This is a genomic window from Streptococcus mitis ATCC 6249 (genome assembly GCF_000146585.1).
In the GTDB taxonomy this organism is placed as follows: Bacteria; Bacillota; Bacilli; order Lactobacillales; family Streptococcaceae; genus Streptococcus; species Streptococcus mitis_AZ.
The window spans coordinates 535,604-552,176 of the sequence record NZ_GL397179.1 but is presented as its reverse complement, the minus strand read 5'-3'; the positions used below and the strand labels follow the sequence as shown (position 1 = coordinate 552,176).

17 protein-coding genes and 1 pseudogene are annotated in these 16,573 nt (G+C 41.4%); 9 read left to right on the top strand and 9 right to left on the bottom strand.

Annotated elements, in window-relative coordinates; genetic code table 11:
• Positions 1-585 precede the first annotated feature (585 nt).
• Together HMPREF8571_RS04520 and HMPREF8571_RS04515 are read right to left on the bottom strand one after the other, a co-directional pair.
• Entirely contained in the window at positions 586-2,130 is a 1,545-nt protein-coding gene (locus HMPREF8571_RS04520) for a peptide chain release factor 3 (RefSeq protein ID WP_000155099.1), read from the bottom strand.
• 143 nt (positions 2,131-2,273) lie between these two features.
• Complete coding sequence (locus tag HMPREF8571_RS04515; RefSeq protein ID WP_000468952.1) at positions 2,274-2,966, bottom strand: TIGR02206 family membrane protein; 693 nt, start codon at positions 2,964-2,966, stop codon at positions 2,274-2,276.
• 165 nt (positions 2,967-3,131) lie between these two features.
• Between HMPREF8571_RS04515 and gatC the strand changes: the two genes are divergently transcribed.
• The 9 genes from gatC (at position 3,132) to nusB (ending at position 10,457) form a co-directional block, all read left to right on the top strand.
• Entirely contained in the window at positions 3,132-3,434 is a 303-nt protein-coding gene (gene gatC, locus HMPREF8571_RS0101870) for an Asp-tRNA(Asn)/Glu-tRNA(Gln) amidotransferase subunit GatC (protein ID WP_000705414.1), read from the top strand.
• Positions 3,434-4,900 (top strand): Asp-tRNA(Asn)/Glu-tRNA(Gln) amidotransferase subunit GatA, encoded by a 1,467-nt coding sequence (gatA, locus tag HMPREF8571_RS04510; RefSeq protein ID WP_000143682.1) that lies wholly within the window; start codon positions 3,434-3,436, stop codon positions 4,898-4,900. Before gatC ends, gatA begins: the two co-directional genes overlap by 1 nt.
• Positions 4,900-6,345, top strand: coding sequence for an Asp-tRNA(Asn)/Glu-tRNA(Gln) amidotransferase subunit GatB (gatB, locus tag HMPREF8571_RS04505; RefSeq protein ID WP_001008664.1), 1,446 nt, complete (start codon positions 4,900-4,902; stop codon positions 6,343-6,345). Before gatA ends, gatB begins: the two co-directional genes overlap by 1 nt.
• 56 nt (positions 6,346-6,401) lie before the next feature.
• The gene (locus HMPREF8571_RS04500; protein ID WP_001031998.1) at positions 6,402-6,797 is read left to right on the top strand and encodes a hypothetical protein; all 396 of its coding nucleotides are present in this window, start codon (positions 6,402-6,404) and stop codon (positions 6,795-6,797) included.
• Between the two features lie 99 nt (positions 6,798-6,896).
• Positions 6,897-7,853 carry a zinc-ribbon domain-containing transport protein gene (locus HMPREF8571_RS0101865; protein WP_000715070.1) on the top strand — a complete coding sequence of 319 codons (957 nt, stop codon included), beginning with the start codon at positions 6,897-6,899 and terminating at the stop codon, positions 7,851-7,853.
• 8 nt (positions 7,854-7,861) lie between these two features.
• Positions 7,862-8,989 (top strand): SPFH domain-containing protein, encoded by a 1,128-nt coding sequence (locus HMPREF8571_RS04495; RefSeq protein ID WP_000505826.1) that lies wholly within the window; start codon positions 7,862-7,864, stop codon positions 8,987-8,989.
• Between the two features lie 81 nt (positions 8,990-9,070).
• Positions 9,071-9,631 carry an elongation factor P gene (gene efp / locus HMPREF8571_RS04490; protein ID WP_000568640.1) on the top strand — a complete coding sequence of 187 codons (561 nt, stop codon included), beginning with the start codon at positions 9,071-9,073 and terminating at the stop codon, positions 9,629-9,631.
• 21 nt (positions 9,632-9,652) lie between these two features.
• The gene (locus tag HMPREF8571_RS04485) at positions 9,653-10,042 is read left to right on the top strand and encodes an Asp23/Gls24 family envelope stress response protein (RefSeq protein WP_000510587.1); all 390 of its coding nucleotides are present in this window, start codon (positions 9,653-9,655) and stop codon (positions 10,040-10,042) included.
• Positions 10,035-10,457, top strand: coding sequence for a transcription antitermination factor NusB (nusB, locus tag HMPREF8571_RS04480; protein WP_000203658.1), 423 nt, complete (start codon positions 10,035-10,037; stop codon positions 10,455-10,457). Before HMPREF8571_RS04485 ends, nusB begins: the two co-directional genes overlap by 8 nt.
• A gap of 49 nt (positions 10,458-10,506) precedes the next feature.
• Here nusB and HMPREF8571_RS04475 read toward each other — a convergent pair whose 3' ends face one another.
• The 7 genes and pseudogenes from HMPREF8571_RS04475 to accC form a co-directional block, all read right to left on the bottom strand.
• Positions 10,507-11,232: a CPBP family intramembrane glutamic endopeptidase gene (locus tag HMPREF8571_RS04475; protein WP_025168430.1), complete on the bottom strand. Its 726-nt coding sequence runs from the start codon at positions 11,230-11,232 to the stop codon at positions 10,507-10,509.
• 198 nt (positions 11,233-11,430) lie between these two features.
• Positions 11,431-12,152: pseudogene (locus HMPREF8571_RS04470) on the bottom strand (CPBP family intramembrane glutamic endopeptidase).
• A 17-nt stretch (positions 12,153-12,169) separates the two neighbouring features.
• The gene (gene briC / locus HMPREF8571_RS11255) at positions 12,170-12,355 is read right to left on the bottom strand and encodes a biofilm-regulating peptide BriC (protein WP_025168429.1); all 186 of its coding nucleotides are present in this window, start codon (positions 12,353-12,355) and stop codon (positions 12,170-12,172) included.
• Positions 12,356-12,574: 219 nt separating this feature from the next.
• Positions 12,575-13,300, bottom strand: coding sequence for a CPBP family intramembrane glutamic endopeptidase (locus tag HMPREF8571_RS04465; protein ID WP_000732992.1), 726 nt, complete (start codon positions 13,298-13,300; stop codon positions 12,575-12,577).
• Positions 13,301-13,531: 231 nt separating this feature from the next.
• Positions 13,532-14,299 carry an acetyl-CoA carboxylase carboxyl transferase subunit alpha gene (locus HMPREF8571_RS04460; protein ID WP_001017369.1) on the bottom strand — a complete coding sequence of 256 codons (768 nt, stop codon included), beginning with the start codon at positions 14,297-14,299 and terminating at the stop codon, positions 13,532-13,534.
• The gene (gene accD, locus HMPREF8571_RS04455) at positions 14,296-15,162 is read right to left on the bottom strand and encodes an acetyl-CoA carboxylase, carboxyltransferase subunit beta (protein ID WP_001173373.1); all 867 of its coding nucleotides are present in this window, start codon (positions 15,160-15,162) and stop codon (positions 14,296-14,298) included. Before accD ends, HMPREF8571_RS04460 begins: the two co-directional genes overlap by 4 nt.
• A gap of 35 nt (positions 15,163-15,197) precedes the next feature.
• Positions 15,198-16,565, bottom strand: a complete 1,368-nt coding sequence (accC, locus tag HMPREF8571_RS04450) for an acetyl-CoA carboxylase biotin carboxylase subunit (RefSeq protein WP_000488665.1) — start codon at positions 16,563-16,565, stop codon at positions 15,198-15,200.
• Positions 16,566-16,573 lie beyond the last annotated feature (8 nt).

Here is a 16,573-nt window from a genome sequence, read left to right as displayed (position 1 = left end):
CCCCCATTTTAAGTTATTCCCCGTCATTATAAAGAAAAACAATCTAAAAATCAATACATTTCATAAAAATAATTCTATTATAATGACATTTTTTGTTTAAAACAAATCGTTTTATGAAAATATCAAATCTATATTTAATATATATCGCTGTTTTTTTGATATATATTTATATTTTGACATTGAATAAATTTATAAAATTTTCTATATAGGAAATTTAGATAAAGCACTATAGTAGCTACTGATTCAAGACCAAGACATCGAACTTGGCAAGTCAACTTGCAATTCGCCACAAGGAAAAAGCCCATGAATATAGCATTCCTGGACTTCTCTTATTAGAATATTTAGATCAACCAACATAAAAGTTAAAGATTGTTACACTAGGACACGGAGTTTAGCAAATCGATCATATTTGCTAAACGTAGTTAGTGAGGCAGTTAGAATAACCTTACCATCGGACTGTTACGACGTAAAGTTTTACGAATCGATAATATTCGTAAAACTTTACTAGTGGAGCGCCTAGCCAAGTTCCATAGAAACTTGGCGTTAGTTACTTAGATTGTTACACAATCAAGTAACTTTGGCGATTTACATTTTTTCTTCCAATTCTACATCTGGATACTTATCCGCAAACCAGCGGAGGGCAAAGTCATTTTCAAAGAGGAAGACAGGTTGGTCGAAGCGGTCTTTTGCCAAGATATTGCGGCTTGATGACATGCGCTCGTCTAGGTCCTCTGGCTTGATCCAACGAACTGTCTTCTTACCCATTGGAGTCATGACAACTTCAGCGTTGTACTCACCTTCCATACGGTGCTTGAAGACTTCAAACTGGAGTTGTCCGACAGCGCCCAGCATGTACTCGCCCGTTTGGTAATTCTTATAAAGCTGGATAGCCCCTTCTTGTACCAACTGTTCCATTCCTTTGTGGAAGGATTTTTGCTTCATGACGTTCTTAGCAGAAACTTTCATGAAAATCTCAGGTGTAAAGGTTGGCAGTGGTTCAAACTCAAACTTGTTTTTTCCAACTGTCAAGGTATCCCCAACCTGATAAGTACCGGTATCGTAAACACCGATGATATCTCCTGCCACGGCATTAGTAACATTTTCACGACTTTCCGCCATAAACTGGGTGACGTTAGAAAGTTTAGCCCCCTTACCAGTACGAGGCAAATTGACACTCATACCGCGCTCAAATTCACCCGATACAATACGAACAAATGCGATACGGTCACGGTGTCGAGGGTCCATATTAGCTTGGATTTTAAAGACAAATCCTGAGAAATCCTTGTCATAAGGATCCACAATTTCTCCATCTGTTTTCTTGTGTCCATGTGGCTCTGGAGCAAATTTCAAGAAAGTCTCAAGGAAGGTCTGCACACCAAAGTTAGTGAGGGCTGACCCAAAGAATACCGGAGTCAAATCACCTGCAAGAATAGCTTCCTCTGAAAATTCATTCCCAGCTTCTTGAAGTAATTCAATATCATCTTTGACTTGCTCGTAGAATGGGTTGCTAGCAAAGAGTTTATCTCCATCTTCTAGACTGGCAAAACGCTCATCCCCTTTATAAAGTTCTAAACGTTGGTTATAGAGATCATACAAGCCTTCAAAGGCTTTCCCCATCCCGATGGGCCAGTTCATTGGATAGCTGGCAATACCTAGGACTTCTTCTAGTTCTTGCAAGAGGTCCAGTGGCTCACGGCCATCACGGTCCAGCTTGTTCATAAAGGTAAAGACTGGAATGCCACGGTGCTTGACAACCTCAAACAATTTCTTGGTTTGGGCCTCGATACCCTTGGCAGAATCGACGACCATGACCGCAGCATCCACCGCCATTAAGGTACGATAGGTATCCTCTGAGAAATCCTCATGCCCAGGAGTGTCTAGGATATTGACGCGTTTGCCGTCGTAGTCAAATTGCATCACAGATGATGTGACCGAAATTCCACGTTGTTTCTCAATGTCCATCCAGTCAGACTTGGCAAAAGTCCCTGTTTTCTTCCCTTTTACGGTACCAGCCTCACGAATCTCACCTCCAAAATAGAGCAACTGCTCAGTGATGGTCGTTTTACCCGCGTCCGGGTGGGAGATGATGGCAAAGGTACGGCGTTTCTTGATTTCTTCTTGAATAGTCATAAGTTCTCTTTCTTTGATTTTCTATTTTTAGTTGTTTCAGTAGCTAAGAATGATTTTTACATTGGATTTTACCATTCCTTTCAACTCTCCATTATATCGGATTTTGGGGAGTTTTTCAATTGCTCATCCGATGAAAAGGCGAGCTAGAGCACAGATTGCGCCCGAGTTCTCTTTTGCCACCGTTTCTTGAACAAGATATCAAAAAGAACCAGAGCCAGCGAAAGGATGACGGATACAAGAAGGTACTTTAGCCACAAGGGAGAATCCAGAATAAAAGGTGTCTTGTTTAAGAGACCATAATTTCCACCCGTCACCTGATTAACCCCAACTAGAAAGAGATTGAGGATAAAGGTATAGGCTACAATCATATATTTCTTGAGCAAGGTCTTATCATAGTGATTCATCAAGTAAACCAAGGAATTCACTAGAAGGGCATAGTGCCCAATCAAAAATGAAAAACTGGTAATATGGGGGAAATCATAGGGATCAAAAACAGGGTAAACCAAGGCAAAGACCGCTCCACTTGCTCCTAAGAGAGCAAAATATTGCTTACTCCGCCATTTATCTGGCAAGAAAACCACCGCAAACATAGCCAAACGGCAATGGTAAAATGGAAGGCTATTAGAAAATGGAATCCCAAAGCCAACATACCAGCTATATAGGGCTAGTAACTGGAGGATCTGAATCCCCTTAAACAAGCGGACAAATTTCGGATTTTGGTGATAAGCAAGTGCTCCATAAATACAAAGCACTAATAGGAGCATCATAATCCCATACCAAAAGAGCGAAATGGGAGGAGGAACCGTCTGAGATCTGGTGATAAATTGATGGAACATATTTCTATCCTAACTCTTATTTTTTCTATTCTCTAGTTTAACCATTATAGCGAATTAAAAGCGATTTTTCAATTTCTATTTCTTTTCAGTTTGGCTCCCTTATTTATAGGAAAATATGGTAAAATAGAACAGACTAAAAATCATCATTTCACGAAAGGATGCAAGATGAAAATTACGCAAGAAGAGGTAACACACGTTGCCAATCTTTCAAAATTAAGATTCTCTGAAGATGAAACTGCTGCATTTGCGACAACACTCTCAAAAATTGTTGATATGGTCGAATTGCTCAGTGAAGTCGACACTACTGGTGTTGCACCTACTACAACGATGGCTGACCGTAAAACTGTTCTCCGACCTGATGTGGCCGAAGAAGGAACAGACCGTGACCGCTTGTTTAAAAATGTACCTGAAAAAGATAACTACTATATCAAGGTGCCAGCTATCCTAGATGATGGAGGAGATGCATAATGACTTTTAATCATAAAACCATTGAAGAGTTGCACAATCTCCTTGTCTCTAAGGAGATTTCAGCAACTGAATTGACCCAAGCTACACTTGAAGATATCCAGTCTCGCGAGACAGCTATTAACGCTTTTGTTACCATCGCTGAGAAGCAAGCCCTTGCTCAAGCTAAGGCTATTGATGAAGCTGGAATTGACGTGGATAATGTCCTTTCAGGAATTCCACTGGCAGTTAAGGATAATATCTCTACAGACAGTATCCTCACAACTGCAGCCTCAAAAATGCTCTACAACTACGAGCCTATCTTTGATGCGACAGCCGTTGCCAATGCAAAAGCCAAGGGCATGATTGTTGTCGGAAAGACCAACATGGACGAGTTTGCCATGGGTGGTTCTGGTGAGACTTCTCATTACGGAGCGACTAAAAATGCTTGGGACCACAGCAAGGTTCCTGGTGGTTCATCAAGCGGTTCTGCCGCAGCTGTAGCTTCTGGGCAAGTCCGCTTGTCACTTGGTTCTGATACTGGTGGTTCCATCCGCCAACCTGCCGCCTTCAACGGGATTGTTGGTCTCAAACCAACCTACGGAACAGTTTCACGTTTCGGTCTCATTGCCTTCGGTAGCTCATTAGACCAGATTGGACCTTTTGCACCAACTGTTAAAGAAAATGCCCTCTTGCTCAACGCTATTGCCAGCGAAGATGCCAAAGACTCGACTTCTGCTCCTGTCCGCATTGCCGACTTTACTTCAAAAATCGGTCAAGACATCAAGGGCATGAAAATTGCTTTGCCTAAGGAATACCTTGGTGAAGGAATTGCCCCAGAAGTTAAAGAAACCATCATCAAGGCAGCCAAACACTTTGAAAAACTTGGTGCTATCGTCGAAGAAGTCAGTCTTCCTCACTCAAAATACGGTGTGGCAGTCTACTACATCATTGCTTCATCAGAAGCCTCATCAAACTTGCAACGTTTTGACGGTATCCGTTACGGCTACCGCGCAGATGATGCGACCAACCTTGATGAAATCTATGTAAACAGCCGTAGCCAAGGTTTTGGTGATGAGGTCAAACGTCGTATCATGCTGGGTACTTTCAGCCTTTCATCAGGGTACTACGATGCCTACTACAAGAAGGCTGGACAAGTCCGTACCCTTATCATCCAAGATTTCGAAAACGTCTTTACGGATTACGACTTGATTTTGGGACCAACTGCTCCAAGTGTTGCCTATGACTTGGATTCTCTCAACCACGACCCTGTTGCCATGTACTTGGCCGACCTCTTGACCATCCCAGTCAACTTGGCAGGTCTTCCAGGAATTTCTATTCCTGCTGGATTTGTTCAAGGTCTACCTGTCGGTCTGCAATTGATTGGTCCTAAGTACTCTGAGGAAACCATTTACCAAGCTGCTGCTGCATTTGAAGCAACAACAGACTACCACAAACAACAACCCGTGATTTTTGGAGGTGACAACTAATGAACTTTGAAACAGTCATTGGACTTGAAGTCCACGTAGAGCTCAACACCAATTCAAAAATCTTCTCACCCACTTCTGCCCACTTTGGAAATGACCAAAATGCCAACACTAACGTGATTGACTGGTCCTTCCCAGGAGTTCTGCCAGTTCTCAATAAAGGTGTTGTCGATGCAGGTATCAAGGCTGCTCTTGCCCTCAACATGGACATCCACAAAAAGATGCACTTTGACCGCAAAAACTACTTCTACCCTGATAATCCCAAAGCCTACCAAATTTCCCAGTTTGATGAGCCAATCGGCTACAACGGCTGGATTGAAGTGGAACTAGAAGACGGTACGACTAAGAAAATCGGTATCGAACGTGCTCACCTAGAAGAAGACGCTGGTAAAAACACCCACGGTACAGATGGCTACTCCTATGTAGACCTCAACCGCCAAGGGGTGCCATTGATTGAGATTGTATCTGAAGCTGACATGCGTTCTCCTGAAGAAGCCTACGCTTATCTGACAGCCCTCAAGGAAGTCATTCAGTACGCTGGCATTTCAGACGTTAAGATGGAAGAAGGTTCTATGCGTGTGGATGCCAACATCTCCCTTCGTCCTTATGGTCAAGAGAAATTCGGTACCAAGACTGAGTTGAAAAACCTCAACTCCTTCTCAAATGTTCGCAAGGGTCTTGAGTACGAAGTCCAACGTCAAGCCGAAATCCTTCGTTCAGGTGGTCAAATTCGCCAAGAAACACGCCGTTACGACGAAGCTAACAAAGCAACCATCCTTATGCGTGTCAAGGAAGGTGCTGCAGACTACCGCTACTTCCCAGAACCTGACCTACCACTCTTTGAAATCTCAGATGAGTGGATTGAGGAAATGCGTACAGAATTGCCAGAGTTTCCAAAAGAACGCCGTGCGCGCTACGTATCTAATCTTGGCTTGTCAGACTACGATGCTAGCCAGTTGACTGTAAACAAAGTCACTTCTGACTTCTTTGAAAAAGCTGTTGCCCTCGGTGGCGATGCCAAACAAGTCTCTAACTGGCTCCAAGGCGAAGTCGCTCAGTTCTTGAACGCTGAAGGTAAGACACTGGAACAAATCGAATTAACACCAGAAAACTTGGTAGAAATGATTGCCATCATCGAAGATGGTACGATTTCTTCTAAGATTGCCAAGAAAGTCTTTGTCCATCTGGCTAAAAATGGCGGTGGCGCGCGTGAATACGTGGAAAAAGCAGGCTTGGTGCAAATCTCTGATCCAGATGTCTTGATCCCAATCATCCACCAAGTCTTTGCGGATAACGAAGCTGCCGTTGCCGACTTCAAGTCAGGTAAACGCAACGCAGACAAGGCCTTCACAGGATTCCTTATGAAGGCAACCAAAGGCCAAGCCAACCCACAAGTCGCCCTTAAACTGCTTGCACAAGAATTGGCGAAGTTGAAAGATAGTGAGTAATTTACTCTTTAAACACTTTTTCTACTTTTAAAACGAGAATGAGACAAGGGGAATAAATGAACAAATTTTTACGATTGCTATTTGTCTTAGTCATCATCGCTATGTTAGGTGCTTCTATACTACAAATTTTCTTTCCATCATACATGGGAAGTCACTCCGGGTACGGAATATCTGCTGGTTGGCAACGAGAAATTGGAATATGGAATCTAGCTGTATTGATTATTATTCTCGCTATCAATATTAAATACGATTGGTTCTATCTACGAATCGCACTTCTTGCTCTCATTATTGGCGGAATTGGAATAGGAACAAATCACTTACTCAATTATATGGAGTATCACTCTCCTGTAAATGCTATCGGTGCTTTTGAAAATTACTTGCTAGCAATAGGATGGATTGTGGGATGGCTCATCGAGCGCCATTCCATAAAGAAGCTAAATGCTAGTAAATAACGCCTAGTCTATCTTAGATGATTTTTAAAGGTTATTAAATAGTTTAATAATCATTCAAATTCAGAATTCTACCTTTTCAATCATATAGTTAGGAGACACATGAAAAAGTTTTACGCTCTTTTAATGACCTGTTTATTACTTGTTTTTCTATCCGTGCCTCAAATCGTTGATGCGGGTGTCGGACATTCCAGAAGTGGTAGCAGCAGTCGCAGTAGCTCCAGAAGTAGTAGTCGTTCAAGTGGAGGAGGAAGTCGCTCTGGTGGCTCATCTTATCACTACTACCGCTCTGGATACGGGTCATCCTCTAGTAGTTCTGATAGCTCACCCTATCTAGGATTTATGGTAATATTTGTGGGTGCCATTGTTTTAGTTGTTATCGTTGAATCCTTAAAAAATAAAGCAAATAATTCAAGCACAAGCCACAGTAATACCAACTATCAACCAATCCACCGACGAATTGAACATAACACTTTGGCCATTAGTCGTGTAAAATATGGGGATCCAAACTTTGACGCTAATGCCTTCATTTCTTGGGTTAAGGAAGTCTACCTTAAATTGCAGGTTGCCTGGACTGAGAAAAATTGGAACTCTGTCCGAGCTTTAGAAAGTACTAGTCTCTATTCACAGCACAGCACGCAATTAGAAGATCACATCCGAGCTAAGACAACCAATGTTTTAGAGAAAGTTTGTATCGAAAATGTTCGCATCAAGGAGTTCATTGAAAATCCTGACGGAAACGATACCTTAGTCGTAATCCTATCGTCTACCTTGCGGGACTATGTCATTGACGATGAGACTCGCCGTGTCATTGAAGGAGATCCTAAAAAAGATCTCTTCACCGTGTATCAATTGAACTTTATCCGTCAACACGGTAGCCAAACGCAAGCAGTCAATCCAGACCAAGTTGTGAGTGACCACTGTCCAAACTGTGGCGCCCCATTGAAAATCTCTGCAGTTAGCGAGTGCGACTACTGTGGTGCCAATCTCTCTCGCAGTCCAAACCAATGGGTACTGGATACCTATGATGTTGTGGATGAAGACGAGCTTTATAATTAGGAGGAATTATGGGATTTATAAGTGCAGCCTTATCAGCAGGCTTAAATAGTTTTAATGATAGTAAATTCAAGGAAGCCATTGTCCTTCCAGACAATGTCTCTGGCGACGCCTTGGCCGTCAAGGGTCAATTGCTCACAAAAGACCCAGATGGACGTTCTCGTCACAGCAATCAAAATACAGGCCTCTTGTCAGATGGCAGTGTGGTTATCGTTCCCCAAGGCTATACCGCTATTTTGGTAAACAACGGTACCTTCCTTGGTGAAGTCCTCGAAGCTGGTAGCCACGAATGGCAAGCTGGTGATAACGCCTGGCTCCTTGAAAAAGGTGGTTTAAAAGGCACTTGGGAAAACTTTAAAAACCGTTTCTCTTTTGGTGGACAAGTCATCACCCAACAAGAAATTATCTTTATCCGCATGCAACCCATCGCGGGCAATAAGTTCGGCACACAAAATGCGGTCGAATACTTCAGCGAACGTTACCAACAACTGCTCAACATCCGTTTCTATGGCTTGTTTGATGTAAAAATAGCAGATCCAGTCCTCTTCTATGTGAGTTCTGTTAGCCGTCAAATTACTGACGGACAGCCATTCACTCTCCAAGATGTAGCTCAAGGAACGCTCCGTCAAAATATTGCACCGAAAATTGCGATTGCCATTGCCAAATACACCAACGAAAACAAGGTTGATATCTATAGCCTCAATGCCAATCAAGACACCTTTAACGAACTCGCTAAACAAGAGGTCAACAAGGTTTGGACAGGTCTCTACGGGATTGAAGCAACCAATATCTTACTTGAAGACCTCAGCTACGACCAAGAAAGTCTTGCCATTGTCCGCAAACTTGACAGTGAGCTCGCTGCCATGAAGTATAACACGATTGAGATTGAAGAACGCCGTGCGCGTAACGAAGCCCTCATTGCCGCAGCCGCCAATGAAGGGAATGGCAATGGGATGAACATGTTTATGGGAATGAATCTTGGCCAAACTCTAGGTGGTCAACTTAGCCAACAAGCTCAAACCCAAGCACCGACTCAAAATGCTGGGCAAGCTACTAGCAAGAATTTTTATATCGAAGTTGATGGAAAATACGTTCTCGTCACCAAAGACGAAGATGGAAATATCGTACCAGTCAACTAATCAAGAACCTTCTGACATTTGAGTAATGTCGTCTTTTATGGTACAATAAAGAGTAAATTATTTTATTAAAGAGGTAAAAACATGATTGAAGCAAGTAAATTAAAGGCTGGTATGACCTTTGAAACAGCTGACGGAAAATTGATCCGCGTTTTGGAAGCTAGCCACCACAAACCAGGTAAAGGGAACACCATCATGCGTATGAAATTGCGTGATGTCCGTACTGGTTCTACATTTGACACAAGCTACCGTCCAGAGGAAAAATTTGAACAAGCCATCATCGAGACTGTCCCAGCTCAATACTTGTACAAAATGGATGACACAGCCTACTTCATGAATACAGAAACTTACGACCAATACGAAATCCCTGTAGTCAACGTTGAAAACGAATTGCTTTACATCCTTGAAAACTCAGATGTGAAGATTCAATTCTACGGAACTGAAGTGATCGGTGTCACAGTTCCTACTACTGTCGAATTGACAGTTGCAGAAACTCAACCATCTATCAAAGGTGCTACTGTTACAGGTTCTGGTAAACCAGCAACGATGGAAACTGGACTTGTCGTAAACGTTCCAGACTTCATCGAAGCAGGACAAAAACTCGTTATCAACACTGCAGAAGGAACTTACGTTTCTCGTGCCTAATCTCTAGAAAGAGGTCATTCTATGGGAATTGAAGAACAACTTGGCGAAATCGTTATCGCCCCACGTGTACTTGAAAAAATCATTGCTATTGCTACTGCAAAAGTAGAGGGTGTTCACTCTTTTTCAAACAAATCAGTATCTGACACCCTTTCAAAACTTTCTCTCGGCCGCGGCGTTTATCTTAAAAACGTGAACGAAGAACTCACAGCTGATATCTATCTCTACCTTGAGTACGGAGTAAAAGTTCCTAAAGTAGCTGTTGCTATCCAAAAAGCTGTCAAAGATGCTGTCCGCAACATGGCTGATGTAGAACTAACTGCTATCAATATCCACGTTGCAGGTATCGTTCCAGATAAAACACCAAAACCTGAATTGAAAGATCTATTTGACGAGGACTTCCTCAATGACTAGTCCACTATTAGAATCTAGACGCCAACTCCGTAAATGCGCTTTTCAAGCTCTCATGAGTCTTGAGTTCGGTACGGATGTCGAAACTGCTTGTCGTTTCGCCTATACTCATGATCGTGAAGATACTGATGTGCAACTTCCAGCCTTTTTGACAGAGCTAGTTTCTGGTGTTCAAGCTAAAAAGGAAGAACTAGACAAGCAAATCACACAGCATTTAAAAGCAGGTTGGACCATTGAGCGTTTAACGCTCGTGGAGAGAAACCTCCTTCGCTTGGGAGTCTTTGAAATCACTTCATTTGACACCCCTCAGTTGGTTGCTGTTAATGAAGCTATCGAGCTTGCAAAGGATTTCTCAGATCAAAAATCTGCCCGTTTTATCAATGGACTGCTCGGCCAGTTTGTAACAGAAGAACAGTAAACAGAAAAAGTGTTTGATAATTATCAAACACTTTTTTCTTTGCCTTCCACTATCTAAAAAAACGATAATAGATTAAATTAGAAAGAAATAACCAGATGAAGTCTGCATGTATGAGAAAATTTATAAAACTGTGGCACAGAATGGTGATTTTTAGACTCTTTGTCCAACGGTAAACTAAAGCAAAGAAAAAACCGAAAAAACTATAAACCATCAAACTGATAAGGTCACGATGGGACAATACCAAATGACTGAGCCCAAAAATAAGAGCAGATAAGATGACATCCAAGTAATATTTGGACTTAGGAAAGAAGGAATTCATAAAATATCCTCTATGAACTAGTTCCTCCAATATAGGCCCCAAAATGACAACTGAGATAAAAGAGAAGCAAGTCGTTAAAATAGTAGATTGCTCACTGAAGGATAGGACCGAAAGAAGGTCTTCAAAGATATAGTGATTATTAATGAAGCGACTAAACTGTATGTAAAAAGCACTTAACAACTGACGGACAAAATAAGCAGCCACTAAACTAACTAAAAGGTAAAAGAATCTGGATTTCTTCGAGCCCTTTTTTTCAAAAATATAGAGCATTTTTTTCTTTTTTAGCCAATAGATAAATAGTCCTAAAAGAGCTAGTTGCTCTACTGCTACAATAATAGAATAGCCATCCATACCCCAGACAAACATCTTAGCCAGATAAAGACTACTCAAATCTAGTAGATAAATTGATAGAAATACCAGTAATGTATAGATTCCCAAATGACCTAGTTTTTTCATACTTACTCCAAAAAATCTTTGTTGACTTATTTTTATAGCATAAATATCTTTTATTATATTAACAACTATTTTTAAAAAAGTCAATTTTTCATCCTGAAGGGTACGACTATCAATAACATAAAAAAGCATCTCTCAATCTTCCTATCAAATTAGAAAAAGTGTTTGACAATTATCAAACACTTTTTTCTTTGCCCTCTACTATCTAAAAAAATGATAATAGACATAATTAGAAACAAAAATCCAGATGGGCTTTGCATAAATGAGAAAGTTGAAAAAACTATGGCACAGAATGGTGATTTTTAGGTTCTTTGTCCAACGGTAGACAAGAGCGAAAAAGAAACCAATCAGACTATAATATAATAAACTAATTGGGTCCCGGTGAGATAGTATCAAATGACTAAGTCCAAAAATAAGGCCTGATAAGATGACATCTAAATAATACTTTGACTTAGAAAAGAAGATGTTCATAAGATACCCACGATCGAGCGTCTCTTCCAAAATAGGACCAATAACGACAGTTAAGATAAAACTAAGAACTGTAGATAGAAAAGTTGGTTGACCATTTGAAAGAATCAACGCAAAATAGACATCATGAATATTCCGATGATTAATCAAATGAGCAAAACGTTCCCAAAAATTACCGAGTACCTGATGAACCACATAAGTTGCAAACAAGTAAAAGATAGTTGACCAGTTCCAGCTCTTTTTCTCAAAGATAAAGAGCATCTTTTGCTTTTTTAACCACCAAATTAATAGAAGGAAACTTCCCACTAATCCCATTGTTAAAATAAGAGAGTAGACATCAGCGCCTAACCCTAAAATGATCGCTACATATAAACCAATTGTTTGTGGTAAATAGGTAGATAGTAAAAAATAAGCAAAAATATTCCAAATTGTCTTAGTTTCTTTGTGTTTCTCATCGTACTTTTTTGAAAGATTATCCTGCCCGGAAGCCGTACTTCCAAGCATCTCTATAAGAATTCAGTGCCCCTTGCCCCATACAGGGAGCAAATTCTCTATAATATAACCATCTACCATAACCATCTTCCCAAACAGCAAGACCGCCTGAGATTTGGTCTAAGCCTTCTGACGAAAGAGCTGTAAATGTTTCTGTACCTACCATTGCAAGTACATCCTTAAAATTATTTTTTGTAAGCTTACATCTACAGTATACCTCTTTTTTGTCTATTTTATAGTCTATCTCCTCAACTGTCAATTTTTCGTCCTGAATAGTTGCTTTACCCATTGAAAAACAAGAAAATGATAAAAAAGATTTCTCTATCTTCCTATCAAATTAGAAAAAGTGTTTGACAGCTATCAAACACTTTTTCTTTGCCTTCCACTATCTAAAAAAGTGGTAATAGACATAATTATAAACAAAAATCCAGATGGGTTTTGCATAAATGAGAAAGTTGAAAAAACTATGGCATAGGATGGTGATTTTTAGATTCTTTGTCCAACGGTAGATCAGGGCATAGAAAAGACCGCCTAAACTATAAATAATCAAACTGATAGGATCTCGGTGAGTTAGGATCAAATGACTAAGTCCAAAGATAAGAGCAGATAGGATAACATCCAGATAGTACTTGGACTGGGGAAAGAAGGTATTCATAAAGTACCCTCTATGAATCAGTTCCTCTAATATAGGTCCGACGACTACTGTTAAATTAAAACTGAGAACAGTTGATAGAAAAGTTGGTTGACCATTGGAGTATAGAGTCGAAAGAAGGTCCTGAAAGATATACTTGTTATCAATTAGGTGATGAAACTGTAACTGAAAAGCATCCACCAATTGACGATCAAAATAAGTAGCCACTAGACCAACTACAAGGTAAAAGAATCTTGACTTCTTTGAACCCTTTTTCTCAAAAATATAGAGCATCTCTTTCTTTTTGAGCCAGTAGATAAATAATAGCAAAAGAGCTATTACTTCAACTGTTAAAAAGATAGAATAGCCATCTATCCCCCATCCTAAAAACTTAGTTAGATGCATAATCCCTAACTCTGGTAGATAAACCGATAAAAATACCAGTAAGATAAAGACTCCCAAATGCCCTAGTTTTTTCATTTTTACAAACTTCCTTAACTTCTTGTTCCGCTATTCAACTTTTTCCCGTAATTTTGATTTCTAATTTCCTTTTGAGTTTGAAAATCATTCAAACAGTACAAGTTTCTATATCTAGTATAAATCATTTTTTACCAGTGTGCCATCCTTCTCCTCAACTGTCAATTTTTCGACCTGAAATGTATGTCCTCTAGAAAAAAATGCTAGAACCTTTACTCAGTTCTAGCTTTCTTTTTAATATTTTCTAAACCGTTGGTAACGTTCTTCGAGAAGCTGTTCCAAGGCTAAGCCTCGCAAGCGGTCAAACTCTGCACGCAATTCATTTTTAACACAAGCTAGTAGTTCTTTACTTGAGAGGCCTGCCTCTGAGATTACCTTGTCCACAATTCCCATTTCTAGGAGTTCATGTGAAGTGATTTTCATCAACTCTGCCGCCTCCATGGCACGGCTCCCATCCTTCCAAAGGATAGAAGCAAAACCTTCTGGACTGAGTACGGCATAGATCGAATTTTCCAGCATCCAGACACGGTCAGCAACGGCTAGTGCTAATGCACCTCCAGACCCTCCTTCACCGATAATAATCGCGATGATTGGAACCTTGAGGTCGCTCATTTCCATCAGGTTTCGAGCGATTGCTTCCCCTTGTCCACGTTCCTCAGCTCCAACACCTGGGTAAGCTCCAGCAGTGTTGATGAAGGTTACAACTGGACGACCAAATTTTTCTGCCTGTTTCATCAAGCGAAGAGCCTTGCGATAGCCTTCTGGATGGGGTTGCCCAAAGTTCCGTTTGAGGTTATCATGAAGACTTTTTCCCTTTTGGATTCCGACGACTGTTACTGCTTGATCACCTAACCAGCCAATTCCACCAATGACCGCACCGTCATCTCTGAAAGAACGGTCTCCATGCAATTCGATAAATTCATCGAAGATTCCATTGGCAAAATCAAGGGCTGTCAAGCGACTCTGCTCGCGTGCCTCTCTGACAATTTTTGCAATATTCATCCGCGACTTCCTCCATGCAATCTCACTAATTTAGCAATTGTATCTGGTAGTTCTCTACGTTTGACAATTGCATCCACAAATCCATGTTCAAGCAGGAACTCTGCCTTTTGGAAGTCATCCGGCAAGGTCTCACGAACTGTATTTTCGATAACACGACGTCCAGCAAAACCAACCAAACTCTGTGGCTCCGCTAGGATAATATCCCCTTCCATAGCAAAAGAAGCGGTCACCCCACCTGTTGTCGGATCGGTTAAAATAGTTAGGTAAAAAAGTCCTGCCTTGGAATGACGTTGAACTGCCGCAGAAATCTTAGCCATCTGCATCAAGCTCATGATTCCTTCTTGCATACGGGCTCCACCAGAAGCTGTGAAGAGAACGACTGGCAAGTTTTCTACCGTTGCATACTCAAACAAGCGCGTGATTTTTTCACCCACAACGGTTCCCATAGAAGCCATGATAAAGTTTGAATCCATGATCCCAAGGGCAACTTTTTGTCCCTTGATGCTAGCTGTACCAGTCAGTACTGCTTCATCCAAACCTGTCTTTTCACGCATACTAGCAAGTTTTTTCTGGTAGCCAGGAAAGTTCAAGGGATCTTGAGTTTCAATACCCGTAAACATCTCCACAAAGCTGTCAGAATCAATCGTCAAATCCAAGCGTTCCTGAGCTGAAATACGGAAAGTATAGCTACAATGGGGACAAATTCGTTCGCTCCCAAGATCCTTTTGGTAAATGGTGTGTTTACAACCAGGACACTGGGAGAAGAGTTCATCCGGAACCTCAGGCTTGGCTTGTGGTTTCTGCCTTACGGAACGGTTAGGATTGATCCGAATATACTTATCCTTTTTACTAAATAGAGCCATAACTCCCCCTTTTAGTTCTCATACTGTTTGAAAGTCTATTCTTTTTCTTGGTATTTTGGCAAGAAAGTTTCCATCAAGAAGGAAGTATCGTAGTCACCAGCGATAACTCGGCGGTCTGAAATCAGATCCAACTGGAAGTCTGCATTGGTTTGCACTCCTTCAATATCAAGTTCATAAAGTGCCCGTTGCATCTTCATAAGAGCATCAAAACGATTCTCCCCATGAACAATGATTTTAGCAATCATACTATCATAGTAAGGGGGAATGGTATAACCTGGATAAACTGCTGAGTCCACGCGCAAGCCAACTCCACCACTTGGTAGATAGAGATTGGTAATTTTACCTGGGCTTGGAGCAAAGTTAAATGCTGGATTTTCCGCATTGATCCGGCACTCGATAGCGTGACCTCGTAGGACAATATCTTCTTGTTTGAAAGGTAAAGGTTGCCCGGCAGCAATGCGAATCTGCTCTTTCACGATGTCAACACCTGAAACAAACTCTGTGACTGGGTGTTCAACTTGCACACGAGTATTCATTTCCATGAAGTAGAAATTGCCACTGGCTTCATCGAGAAGAAATTCAATCGTCCCTGCATTTTCATAGCCTACAGACTCTGCTGCACGAACGGCTGCAGCACCAATTTCATTACGAAGGGTTTTGCCAATCGCGATGGACGGGCTTTCTTCTAAGACCTTTTGGTTATTTCGTTGAAGAGAACAATCCCGTTCACCAAGATGGACAACATGACCCTCTTGATCTGCAAGAATCTGAACTTCGATATGACGAGCTGGATAAATCACACGCTCAAGATACATAGCGCCGTTTCCAAAGTTGGCCTTGGCTTCACTGGACGCTGTCTCAAAGGCTGCGACCAAGTCTTCTGCCTTTTCAACCTTACGAATCCCTTTTCCACCACCACCTGCCGATGCCTTAAGCATGACTGGATAGCCAATTTTTTCAGCAACCGCAAGGGCCTCTTCAGCTGTGTGAACTTCACCATCAGATCCTGGGATAACTGGAACCCCAGCCTTGATCATTTGCTCACGCGCATTGATCTTATCTCCCATGGTATCCATAACAGCCCCAGAAGGACCGATGAACTTAATCCCCACTTCATCACACATCGTGGCAAACTTGGAATTCTCGCTAAGAAAACCAAAACCTGGGTGGATGGCTTCTGCTTCTGTCAAAACTGCAGCAGATAAAATCGCATTGATATTGAGATAAGACTCTGTCGCCTTACCAGGTCCGATACAGATAGCTTCATCCGCTAGGAGTGTGTGAAGAGCTTCCTTATCAGCGGTTGAATAAACTGCTACGGTCGCAATGCCCAATTCACGCGCAGCTCGGATAATGCGAACCGCAATCTCACCACGGTTGGCAATCAAAATTTTACGAAACATGGAGAACC

Coding starts and splice junctions, on each gene's coding strand:
- HMPREF8571_RS04520 (WP_000155099.1), bottom strand. CDS start 2,130: ATGACTATTCAAGAAGAAATCAAGAAACGCCGTACCTTTGCCATCATC.
- HMPREF8571_RS04515 (WP_000468952.1), bottom strand. CDS start 2,966: ATGTTCCATCAATTTATCACCAGATCTCAGACGGTTCCTCCTCCCATT.
- gatC (WP_000705414.1), top strand. CDS start 3,132: ATGAAAATTACGCAAGAAGAGGTAACACACGTTGCCAATCTTTCAAAA.
- gatA (WP_000143682.1), top strand. CDS start 3,434: ATGACTTTTAATCATAAAACCATTGAAGAGTTGCACAATCTCCTTGTC.
- gatB (WP_001008664.1), top strand. CDS start 4,900: ATGAACTTTGAAACAGTCATTGGACTTGAAGTCCACGTAGAGCTCAAC.
- HMPREF8571_RS04500 (WP_001031998.1), top strand. CDS start 6,402: ATGAACAAATTTTTACGATTGCTATTTGTCTTAGTCATCATCGCTATG.
- HMPREF8571_RS0101865 (WP_000715070.1), top strand. CDS start 6,897: ATGAAAAAGTTTTACGCTCTTTTAATGACCTGTTTATTACTTGTTTTT.
- HMPREF8571_RS04495 (WP_000505826.1), top strand. CDS start 7,862: ATGGGATTTATAAGTGCAGCCTTATCAGCAGGCTTAAATAGTTTTAAT.
- efp (WP_000568640.1), top strand. CDS start 9,071: ATGATTGAAGCAAGTAAATTAAAGGCTGGTATGACCTTTGAAACAGCT.
- HMPREF8571_RS04485 (WP_000510587.1), top strand. CDS start 9,653: ATGGGAATTGAAGAACAACTTGGCGAAATCGTTATCGCCCCACGTGTA.
- nusB (WP_000203658.1), top strand. CDS start 10,035: ATGACTAGTCCACTATTAGAATCTAGACGCCAACTCCGTAAATGCGCT.
- HMPREF8571_RS04475 (WP_025168430.1), bottom strand. CDS start 11,232: ATGAAAAAACTAGGTCATTTGGGAATCTATACATTACTGGTATTTCTA.
- briC (WP_025168429.1), bottom strand. CDS start 12,355: ATGGTAGGTACAGAAACATTTACAGCTCTTTCGTCAGAAGGCTTAGAC.
- HMPREF8571_RS04465 (WP_000732992.1), bottom strand. CDS start 13,300: ATGAAAAAACTAGGGCATTTGGGAGTCTTTATCTTACTGGTATTTTTA.
- HMPREF8571_RS04460 (WP_001017369.1), bottom strand. CDS start 14,299: ATGAATATTGCAAAAATTGTCAGAGAGGCACGCGAGCAGAGTCGCTTG.
- accD (WP_001173373.1), bottom strand. CDS start 15,162: ATGGCTCTATTTAGTAAAAAGGATAAGTATATTCGGATCAATCCTAAC.
- accC (WP_000488665.1), bottom strand. CDS start 16,565: ATGTTTCGTAAAATTTTGATTGCCAACCGTGGTGAGATTGCGGTTCGC.